The organism is Helicobacter pullorum NCTC 12824, assembly GCF_017979475.1.
Classification (GTDB): Bacteria; Campylobacterota; Campylobacteria; order Campylobacterales; family Helicobacteraceae; genus Helicobacter_D; species Helicobacter_D pullorum.
On sequence record NZ_JAERIT010000017.1, the window covers coordinates 1 to 11,435 of the forward strand.

Sequence of the window (11,435 nt, forward strand, 5' to 3'; positions counted from 1 at the left end):
ATCTATATTTTTCTCATCTATATTTTTCTCATCTATATTTTTCTCATCTATATTTTTCTCATCTATATTTTTCTCATAGTTTTTAGCATAAATACCATATTGCATTAGTTGTTCATCGTATTCCATTTATTTCCCCTCTATAATTTTTATTTCATCATCGGTTAGGTGGTAGAGTTTATAGATTTATAAACATTATATAATTGTGGATATTTATTTTTATTAGTTTCTTCAAAACTAAAATATATATCACAATATGATAAAATCATCTTATTATCCAAAAAATCCCTTATTTTTTCTTCTGATGATTTATTTATTTTTTCTAAATTTGCGAGAAAATCACTATAATTTTTTATATGTTTATATTTATTAGTCTCTCTTGTGGTTTCAAAATAATTATTTGATTCTATCTCTGTTTCTTCATTAAAGTTCTTGTAATATTGCTTTAATTCTTCATCACCATCGCATATTATGTTAATAAATTTTTCATCTGTATATTCATAATTTTTTGCTAATTCTAAACAATATTTTTTCATTTTTAGATTTCTTTCATTTTTATCAAAATGAAATGTTCTATCAAGTGCTATAAAATTTATATAACCTAATTTATATATAAAATCTTCCAATCGCTCTTCATCAACACTATTAAAAAAATCTTCAAATTTATTTTTATCAATACTATTTGGATATCGAATGCTATTTTGCAATAACCCCTCCAAAGCAAATGAGTCTTTATAAAACTTATGTTCTTTCAATTCTTTTTCAAATTCTTCCTTTTTATCATTAGGTATAGAATAAACCAAGCCATTGCCAATATAGTCTTTGATTATATTATCGATAGTTTTTAAAAATGCAATCTCTAAAGGTATAAATTCTTGTTTTTCTTTATTTTGATTATGCAAATCCATATTTTCATAATTTGATATTATTTTGTTTGATATTTCTTTAAAGAAATCTTTATACTCTTTGTTTTGTTTCAATCTGTCTGCAAATTGCAATTCTTTATTAAAAAATTTAAGAGTTTTTATTGTTTTATTTAAATTTCTTAGATTTTTGATTTTCCATATAGAATCTGGAATTATTTCTTTAGGTATTTCTGGAATTTTTTCTTTTAAAATTTGCAATATAACCTCTGCTTTAGAGCGTATGTGTATATTTAAGTCTATACATTTTTCTTTATATGTGTCAAAAATTTCTTTATTATTTAATAATTCATCTTTATTTGATATCAAAATAACTTTACATTTTTCTTCTTTAAGCTGATTAATCAAACCTAAAATATCTTTAATATCAAGTTTATCTGATTTTCTTTCTAAATCATCAAGGCATACAATTACATTTTCGAAATTTTTTGTTATAAATAATTGCAAAAATGTTCCTACAGATAACTTCCAAAAAGTTATATTTCTAATAAAATATAAAAACCTGTTATGTTTATAGGCTTTTAGGGTTATTTCTTCTAAAACTTCTTTGCAATGTTCTTTCCCAAACAAAGAAACATAAATAATATTTTTTTCTTGTTTATTTGAATTTTCAATTTTATTTAGATTTTCAATATAATTACAAAGATTAAAATACTTTATAATACCCATAAGAATAATTCCAACATATTGTTCTATGATGGAAATTAGTATCATTAAATGGTTAAAAAAATTTATATTAGACTTAAACTTTTTCCACAAATTTTCCTTATGTGTTATTTTTGGATTAAGTTCATTTTCAATTTCTTTCCACAAATAAGTTTTTCCAACTCCCCAAGAACCACTTATTAATAAACTATAATTTTCCTTATCTTCCAAAAAATTTTTAATCTGTTCTTTGTATTCCATTATTTTCCTTCTATGATTTTTATTTCATCATCGGTTAGGTGGTAGAGTTTATAGACTAGAGAATCTATGTGAGATTCTAGCTCTTTGGTGTCTGTGGTGGGGTCTTTGGCTTTGGATTCTAAAATTTGCTCTACTAGGCTTATAATCTCATCGCTTAGGGCTTTGTTTGTAGAATCTATTTTAGGAATAGGAAGCGATTCTAATTCATAAATATTTACATGATTATTTGTGCTAGTGATTCTAAAAAGCCAATTTAAAAGTTTAGAGTTAAGAAGTGCTACTAAAATTTTTGCATCTTTTTCATTTTTGCAATATGTAATGTTACAAGAATGTAAAAAAATAATTTTTGTATTTTTGGATTCTAGAAAATTGGCATGTATGCGATATTTATCGGTGGTGCCTGTGATGTTTTGCGTTGTAATAATATATTGATTCTTGTTTTTGTTATATATTTTTTGCGTTATTTCATTATCAAGCCCATACCATACTTCTTTGTCTAAATACCACCTATGACAAAAAGCCCCTTTATATATCTTAATATCTGTTGTGCTAGAGCTTTGAATCTTCTTTAAATGAATTGTATTAATATTTCCTTGCAAACTAAAATCTATTACAGCTTTAAGTGGAATTTTGTTTTCTTTTGTTTTTGCAACAATTGACATTTCGCCTTTTTTGATAAGTGGAATCTCATAAAGCGGAAAAAACTCTAAAATCTGTGCTTGGCTTATATATTCAAAATTTATTTTATCTAGCTTAGATTCTGTGTTGTTTATAGCTATCTTAAAAGGTTTAGTTAAGTTTGGTTTGGTTTTTATAAATTCTATAATGCAAACACCTTGAATCACATCTGTAAATAACTTTTGATTCTTTTTAAACTCTATAAAGTATTGCATTTGCGTTTCTCTTAGTAGCATTTCTCGTGTAAATTGTGCAGATAAATCGCACATTATGGAGCTTTGTGTAATCAAAGAAACAACAGAATTTTGATGTCCTAAATTATAAGAAAGCTCTACAAAAACTTTATAAAGATTTTGCTTACCTTTATCTTTTCCCTCACTATATGAAAAACTTGTTGCACTAAAAATACCTTTTGGCACTTGCATGTAAGGTGGATTGCCTATCACTAAATCAAAGCCCAAAAAATCGCCATTGTTATCTAGCACTTCTGGGAATGCAAACCGCCATTCAAAGCTTTGGCTAGTGCGAATCTTTTCTAGCGATTCAAAATCATTGTGAATAGATTCTAGGAGTTTTTGCCCTTTTGGGTCAAGCTTCTTTGGCTCTAGGTTTTCCAAATCTGGCTGGAATCTAAAATTTTGCTTTCGTGTGATTCTTAGCATTTCCATACCAAAAGGCGTTTCCATATCAAACGCAGAATCTCCATAAATGCTTACAAACTCTCCAAGATTCTTTTTGAGATTTTTATAATCTTTCATTGTTGTTAAAAGCGTGTTTTTAAAAAGCTCTTTGATGTTTTCAATGGTATTTATGAGTTCTTTTTTATCTTTTAGTGCTTCTTTGTAGGCATTTACGCTTTCTTTGTAGATTTTGATTTGTTCTTTGAAGTTATTTGCAAATCCTGTGTCTTGTGCCATAAGCCACTTTAGCGTATTTTCACGCGGTTTTCCTTGCAGATTATTTTCATTGACTTCAAAGTAACTTATAAGGCTGTTGCCGCATTTTATGTTGATATCTATGTTTGGGAGAGTTTGGAGGGCGTGAATGCTTTTGTCAAGGCTTGAATCTAGTGTGTAGTAGCTGTGCTTTAGGAGTTCTATCCACAAGCGAAGTCTAGCGATTTCACAAGAATTTGGGTTTATATCCACGCCAAAAAGGCAGGATTCTATGATTTGCTTTTTGAGTGTAAAGAGTTCTTTTTGGATTTTGTGGTTTGGGTCTTGCTCTGTGGTGGGGCGCTTGTATTCTATGATTTCAAAGCGGGAGTTTCTTACAAAAATCTCATCATTTTGGATTTCAAGCATAATGTTGCCCAAAAGATTGAGTTTGCTAAAGATTTCTAGCATTACATTAAGTGCGGTTGCTAGGAAATATCCGCTTCCTACTGCGGGATCACAGATTTTTATACTTAGTAGGATTTCTCTTGCTTGTTTGATGATTTCATCTTTTTGGCTTAGGTTTTGTTTTATTTTTATAAATAGGAGATTGGAGAGAGATTCTAGGCTTTTTTCATCTGAATCTAAAAAGGCGTTAAATTTGTCAAGGACGACTTTTTCTAGGGATTGCTTACACATATAGTAAGTGATGTAAGCTGGAGTGTAGTAGCTCCCCTCTTTGTAGCCATTTAGCCGCTCAAACACGCTGCCTAATACGCTATAGTTTATCAAATCTTTGTGAGTGATAGAGTGTTCTTCATCGGTGCTAATATGCCCAAAGTCAAAGCTGTTTAGAAAAGTAAAAAGGTATTCTAAAAGCTTGACTTCACCAGATTTTGGTTTGTAGTTTGTGTCTTTGATTTGCGTGTTTTTGTAGTATTTTAGTGTTAGGTCGTTGTTTAGCTGTGAGATTTGGAGTGTGTTTTCTATTGGCTGTTTTTGGAAAAGCGATGAATTGAGATAGGGTAGGTAGGTAAAGGGGCTTTTTTTGTTTCTTTGTGTGTAGTCCTTTGCCAAAATTTCAAAAAATAGCTCACTTAGTTTGTCAAAGCTATCTATTTTCTCGTAATTAAGGAATTTGAGTGTGGTGTCGTTGTTAAAACGCACGAGATTGGATTCGATTAGTTTTAGGAATAGGATTCTATTTAGCCATAAAATAATGTATTGTATGATGTCTTCAAAGTCTTTGTTTGTAAGCTTGGATTTGATTGCATAAAATAATGTGCCTTCACTGGCTTTGCTTTCTTTGCTTTCTTGGATTATGGCTTTGCCATTTTGGGTGGATTGGGTCAAGCCTAAAATGTATAAAAGCTCATCGTAGAATTTTTTGTTTAAGTCATTAGCATCGTTTGGATTAAAGCAATCAAGCAAGAAGTCTTTGTTAAAGATTTTGAAACTTGTTAGGAATGCGGGGTTGTCTTTTGATTCTTGTGATTCTGTGGATTTTTTTGATTCTTTTGATTCTGCGGATTGTGGTGCTAAAAGCGGTGTGAGATCCCAAAATAAGCCATTTAAACTCACTTCATTAGAATCTAAGCTAGAATTAAAGCTAGTTTGCAAGGATTGTGCGTATTGGGGAGAATCCAAAAGGGATTTGGCTTCTTTGTAGAATTCATCGGTATTGCCTTTGAAAAGGGAGTTTGGGTTTTGGAAATTTTCAAAAAGCTTTTGGAATTCTTTGTTTTTGTGAAATAACTTTTCAAAGTCTTTTGCAGAGAAAATGTAAAAATGATAGCAATTAGTGATGATGATAAACTTTAGCGATGAATTGGTGTTTTTGCGTTCTCTTAAGTAGTATAAAATGCACTCGTGCAGAGCTTTGCAGTTTGGATTGTTTGGGGTGAAAAAATCGTTTGAATTGGGTTTTTTGACTTCAAAGATTACTTCTATAGTATCGTTTTGGGTGATAGCTAGATCGATTTCGCTTTTGCCTTTTTGCTTGGCTTTTACTTGTGTGGTGAATTCTAGGGATTCTAAAAATGGCTTAAGTGCGTTTGCGACAAGGGCATCTTCATTTTGGTTTTGGTTTTTAAGGAGATTTTGGCGGTAAGATTCTAGGGATTGTAGGAAGTTTTGGTAAGTGTTATCTAAAATCGGTGCTTTGGCATAAAAGGGATTTAAAAAATCTTTGTAACTTAGGGCGTTGAATCTAAAAGACATTGTGTTTCCTTGATTTTTGGGGTGGAATTTGAGTGATTGTGAGATTTGCAAAGGCAATGTGTGGTGTATTTGCCTTTGTTGTTGCTTTGATACTTGGCATTATTCTTTGAAAATGATGATTTCATAAGAGCTTTGCTTCCTAATCACGGATTTATTGGGTTGATTGCTTTTGAGTTTTTCTAGGCGGATTTGCAATTCTTCGATTTCTCTATCTTGCTCATCAAGCTTATCTTTAAGGCGCAAGATTATATCTACCCCTGCAAGATTCACTCCCAAATCACGCGTTAAACGCAAAATTGTTTTGATTTTGTCAATATCTCTTTGAGAATAAAGCCTCATTTTGCCATCGGTTCTTCCCGGTTCTATTAGTCCTTCCCTCTCATATTGACGCAAAGTTTGGGGGTGGATTGAGAGGATTTTTGCCACTACGCTGATAAGATAAACGGGTTCATCATAGCTATACATTGTGTTTCCTTGATTATAAGTATTTTTCTAAAGCTTTTGTAAGTTCTTTTGGCAAAGAATCTACATCAGGCAAAATAATATTTGCCTCCAAATATAAATCGCCATTTGTTTTGCTTTTGCGATTATAAGCACCAAGTTCTTTGACGCGGAATCTTTGGTTGTTTTTGGTGTTTTTTGGCACTTTTAGGGTGATTGTTTTGTAGAGAGTTTCTATCTCTACCTTGCCTCCAAAAAGGGCGGTTTTTAGGGGTAAATCAAATTTCTTAGTAAGATTGTCTCCATCTTGTGAGTATTGCGGGTGTGGCGCAACAGAAACTTTAAGCAACACATCTCCGCTTTGATTGCCCATAGTTTTGCCTTTTCCTCTTAGGCGGATAGTTTCTCCATCTCTGATACCAGCTGGTATTTTGATGTCAAAATTTTGATTTTGGAGATTGATATTGTGTTTGCCCCCCAAAATAGCTGTGCTAAAAGGGATTGTGATTTGTGCATTGATATCAAGATTGGGTTGGCTTCTCCCTCCAAATCCTCCAAATCCGCCAAAGCTCTCAAATCCCCCAAAACCTCCTGTGCCTTGAGAGAATCCGCCTCCGCCAAAGATTTGGCTTAAAATATCATCTAAATCCACATTGCCTTGCCCTCTTGCAAAATCGTGGAAATTTTGTCCGCCAAACATTGAATCGCCAAATTGATCGTATTGTTTGCGTTTTTTCTCATCGCTTAAGATTTCATAGGCTGCGTTGATTTCTTTGAATTTTTCTTCTGCGTCTTTTTCTTTATTGATATCGGGGTGATATTTTCTTGCTAAGCGACGATAAGATTTTTTAATCTCATCACTTGTCGCATTGGGCGAAACTTCAAGTGTTTCATATAGGCTTTTTGACATTTAATATTCCTTGCAAAATTAAATTAAACTTTTAGTGTATTATATAATAAAAGTTTAGTATATGTCAATCAACTTTTGGCTTTTTTATTTTAATGCTATAATCACAAATAAAATTCAAGGAAAAATATTTATGGATAGTGCTTTATTGTGCCTCAATGCAAGTGCTGGGAGTGGTAAAACTTATCGTTTAGTTTTGAGATACCTTGAGTTATTGTTTTTGGGAGCGAAGCCTTCAGAGATTCTTACGCTTACCTTTACCAAAAAAGCCGCCAAAGAAATGGAAGAGCGTATTGCTAAGAGTATTGGGGAAATCTATCAATATAGAAATGATAGAGATTATATTAATAAACTTGAGTGTATAAGCATTAAAGACAAAAATGATTTTGGGAAATTGCAAGAAAAAATCCATCAAATCTACCATTCTTTTTTGAAAGAGGATTTGAAGATTACTACCATTGATTCTTTTTTTCAGAGGATTTTAAAGAGCTTTTGTTGGTATGTTGGGGTGGAATATGATTTTGAAATACAAAGCGATGATAGAGAAAAAATTATAGAGATTTTTTTGACAAATTTAGATAACCAGCAATTGCAAGGAATTTTAAATCTCTGCATTCAGAGGCAATTGCGTATTGATAGCGTAATTTCTTTTTGCGATTTTTTGGATTCTTTAAAAGAAATGTTGGAAAAAGAATTATTTATTTATCCTACAAAAGAGGGGTATAAACAGCAAGCAATGGAGTATGCTAGGAGGATTCAGGCTACTTATCAAGATACAAAGGGAGAGATTCATTCTGCTTTGGAATTTGATGATATTGAATCTTTGTTGCAAAAAGGAAAAACTTGGCTTACAAAAGAGAGATTGCAAGATTATAGAGGATTTTCAAAAATACCTTTTAGAGATGAGGATTTTAGAGGACTAAAAGAAGCATTAGTAGGGGTTTTTGTAGAAGATGAAGCAAAATACCTTGAGAATCTCTATGGCATTTTTGTGCTTTATTTAAAAGCCAAACAAGAATATTACAAACAAACCAATACTTTAAGTTTTAATGCGGTAACTTCAAAGGTTTATGAATTGCTTTTGCAAAAACAGATTGATAAGAATTTTTTGTATTTTAGGCTTGATAGCACGATTAGCCATATTTTGATAGATGAATTCCAAGATACAAGTGTTTTGCAATATGAGATACTAAAACCTATGATTGATGAAATCAAAAGTGGGGAGGGGGCAAAAAGATTCTTACGCAGTTTTTTTTATGTGGGGGATATTAAGCAATCCATTTATCGCTTTAGAGGAGGGAATTCTGAATTATTTAAAATAGCCGCTCAAGGAATGCAAGAAGAAAGCCTCAAAATCAATTATCGCAGTGCCAAAAATATCGTAGAATTTGTCAATGAAACATTTTCTAATAAAATTGAAGGGTTTGTTCCTCAAGAGTCAAATAGCAAGAATAAAGGATTTGTGCAAGTTTATATACAAGAAAAAGAAGCCATTTTATCCCAAGTTGCTACAAGTATAAGGGAGCTTTTGGAGGTTGGGGCAAAAGAAGAAGAAATTGCGATTTTGACTTTTGATAATGATTGCGTGGTAGAAATAGCGGAGTTTTTGCAAGAGGAAGGGTTTAAAGTCGTTGTGGATACAAGTGCAAAGTTGATTTTTCATAATGAGGTGCGTGCTTTAATAGAGTTTTTAAAATATCTCATTTTTGAGAATCCGAAGTTTTGTGCAGAGTTTTTTATGCTTTTGGGATTAGAAAAAGAGAATTTAGAGCAATATTTCTATCTCAAAACACAAAAGCCTTCAAAAGTTTTGTTAGAAATTATGCAAAGGTATAAAATCGCTTCTTTGAGTGCCAAAAAGTTTTTGGAATATTCTTTGGAATATCTTGGCATTGAAGAATTGCTAGAAAAAGTAGAATCCTTGCAAAGCGATATTGTTTCAAGTGATTTTTTTGGAATACGCATAATGACAATTCACAAATCCAAAGGTTTGGAATTTAATAATGTTTTAGTTATTGATGATATTAGGGCTAAGAATCGTTCTGGTAATGTATTTTTTGAGTTTAAGGAAAATGGGGTAGAAATAAAAAGGATTTTTTGGCGTTCTAATGAATTGCGTATGCAAATTGATAAAGAGTATCAAAAAGCACTTCTAAAAGAAAATATTTTAAAAGAAAAAGATTTGAAAAATCAGCTTTATGTCGCATTAACTCGTGCAAAAAATACAATGCAAATTATTTTGCTAGACCAAAAAAGCCGCTTTGAATCTTTGGGATTGCAGTTAATGCAAAAAGGAGAGTTAAAACAAGCGATTTTGGAGATAAAAAGCGCTAATTTGGAAGATAGTTTGACACAAAATAAAGATTTTGAGTGTTTTGCACACAATCAAAAAAGCCTAGAATCTTTGGGCAGACAAAAACAAATGCAAATCGCACAAAAAGAGGATTTAATAGGAGAAGTTGGGGCTATTTATTATGGGATTGCATTGCATTTTGTGATGGAGCAGAAAATCAAAAATCAGCTAGAAGATTCTTTGATTTTAACCCTTTTGTTAAATAAAATAGGATTTTATATCGAAAAAAAAATATTAGAAAAAATCATCAATCATTGCAAAATTCTTTTAAATCATTCTAGTTTTATTGAAATAATGGGTAAAGGCAAGGTAAAATGTGAAGTTCCTTTTTTGATCAATGGTAGGCAAAAACGCTTAGATCTTTTAATCATCGGAGATAATGAAGCTTTTGTGATAGATTATAAAAGCGGTATGCAAAGGGAAATATATAAAATGCAAGTATTAGAATATATGCAAAGTGTGAATTTGATTTTGCAAAAGCCTACTTATGGTTTTATCTTTTATACAGAGGGTGAAGGAAAATTAGTTGAAGTGATAGGGGATTAAATGGAAACAAAAAGTCAAAATAGTTTAATTGCTTTTTTTAGCAAAATCACCAAAAGTGAATCTTTTGCAGGTATTTTATTGCTTTGTTGTGCGGTTTTGGCGATGATTGTCGCAAATTCGCCTTGGGGTGATAGCTATGCAGCACTTTGGAAAACAAAGTTTGGTTTTGATGTCAATGGCGTTTTTATAGGAATGAGTTTAGAGCATTGGATTAACGATGTTTTGATGGCTTTTTTCTTTTTGGTTGTTGGTTTGGAAATCAAAAGAGAGGTGCTTTTTGGGGAGTTGGCTGGATTTAAGAGGGCAGCATTGCCTATAATTGCAGCATTAGGCGGTATGATTGGACCGGGTATTATTTATTTTACGCTCAATGCTGGGACACCTTCAGAACATGGATTTGGAATCCCTATGGCAACAGATATTGCTTTTGCCTTGGGGGTATTATCTGCGCTGGGCAAAAGAGTTTCTATTTCTGTAAAAGTTTTTTTGGTATCTTTAGCGGTTGCAGATGATTTGGGTGCGATTATTGTCATTGCTTTGTTTTATTCTAGTGGGATTAGCTTTGAATGGTTGGCTGTGGCAGTTGGGATTGTAGCGGTATTGGTGGTATTAAACAAAGCAGGCATCAAAGCATTGACGCCTTATATGATTTTGGGTGTGTTGCTGTGGATTGCAGTCCATAATTGCGGAGTGCATGCGACAATTGCAGCGGTTGTTTTGGCATTTACAATACCTGTTGCACCAAAGATTGATACCTTAACCTTTATGGAAAAAATCAAAACCATGATTAAGGATTTTCAAGAATCAGAAAAGCAAAAAGATGGCATTTTGTTGCAAAGTGAGCAAGTAGAAGCTTTGTATCATATTGCCAAACACAAAAATGCTGTTCAAAATCCACTTTTGCGATTAGAGCACGCATTGGCACCTTATTCAAATTATCTTATTATGCCGATATTTGCTTTTGCTAATGCAGGGGTAAGCATTGGCTCAAACATTGATTTTGGTATTGATCATGTTTTCTTGGGTATATTCTTTGGGCTTGTTGTTGGAAAGCCTCTTGGGATTTTTACTTTCACATTTTTAGCAGAAAAACTCGGAATCGCTGCAAGACCCAAAGGGGCAACTTGGGTAGAAATTTTTGGTGCGGGTGCATTGGGTGGTATTGGCTTTACAATGTCAATGTTTGTAACAAATCTCGCCTTTAGCGGAGAACATGCTCTTGTAGCGACAGATGTAGCTAAAATTTCTATTTTGATTGCTTCATTGAGTGCTGGGGTTTTGGGTAGTATATTCTTTTTTGTGAGGGACAAAGTTACTCATCATCACTAAATTTGCGTAAAATGTGGCAATGAAGTATTGCTGCATTTTGCCATATCTAAAGATAAAACTTCTCAGTCAAATTCAATCATTTTTGTTTAACTCCAAAGATTTAAGTAAATTAGATTCCAAAATAAACAATCACCAAACGCCACACACAGGGTAAAAAATCTCAAAGAGGCTTTAGAAATACTTATTGATTGATTAAAAATTTTAAAAATTGATTTTGAGTTTGTTTAGATTTTGTATAAAATCTTTATTGATAAAATAAA

The 11,435-nt window shown here is 32.1% G+C and carries 6 protein-coding genes; 2 read left to right on the plus strand and 4 right to left on the minus strand.

Annotated features, from left to right (window positions below):
• Positions 1-161: 161 nt before the first annotated feature.
• From JJQ98_RS08525 to JJQ98_RS08540, 4 genes are all read right to left on the minus strand, one after another.
• Positions 162-1,826, minus strand: a complete 1,665-nt coding sequence (locus JJQ98_RS08525) for a P-loop NTPase fold protein (protein ID WP_151104762.1) — start codon at positions 1,824-1,826, stop codon at positions 162-164.
• The gene (locus tag JJQ98_RS08530) at positions 1,826-5,599 is read right to left on the minus strand and encodes a type IIG restriction enzyme/methyltransferase (RefSeq protein ID WP_247596737.1); all 3,774 of its coding nucleotides are present in this window, start codon (positions 5,597-5,599) and stop codon (positions 1,826-1,828) included. Before JJQ98_RS08530 ends, JJQ98_RS08525 begins: the two co-directional genes overlap by 1 nt.
• A 99-nt stretch (positions 5,600-5,698) precedes the next feature.
• Positions 5,699-6,064, minus strand: a complete 366-nt coding sequence (locus JJQ98_RS08535; RefSeq protein WP_054198497.1) for a heat shock protein transcriptional repressor HspR — start codon at positions 6,062-6,064, stop codon at positions 5,699-5,701.
• Positions 6,065-6,077: 13 nt separating this feature from the next.
• Positions 6,078-6,950: a DnaJ family protein gene (locus JJQ98_RS08540; protein ID WP_054195786.1), complete on the minus strand. Its 873-nt coding sequence runs from the start codon at positions 6,948-6,950 to the stop codon at positions 6,078-6,080.
• A gap of 130 nt (positions 6,951-7,080) precedes the next feature.
• Here JJQ98_RS08540 and JJQ98_RS08545 point away from each other — a divergent pair, with 130 nt between their 5' ends.
• Together JJQ98_RS08545 and nhaA are read left to right on the plus strand one after the other, a co-directional pair.
• The gene (locus JJQ98_RS08545) at positions 7,081-9,846 is read left to right on the plus strand and encodes a RecB-like helicase (protein ID WP_151104761.1); all 2,766 of its coding nucleotides are present in this window, start codon (positions 7,081-7,083) and stop codon (positions 9,844-9,846) included.
• Complete coding sequence (nhaA, locus tag JJQ98_RS08550) at positions 9,847-11,175, plus strand: sodium/proton antiporter NhaA (RefSeq protein WP_151104760.1); 1,329 nt, start codon at positions 9,847-9,849, stop codon at positions 11,173-11,175.
• Positions 11,176-11,435: the final 260 nt, after the last annotated feature.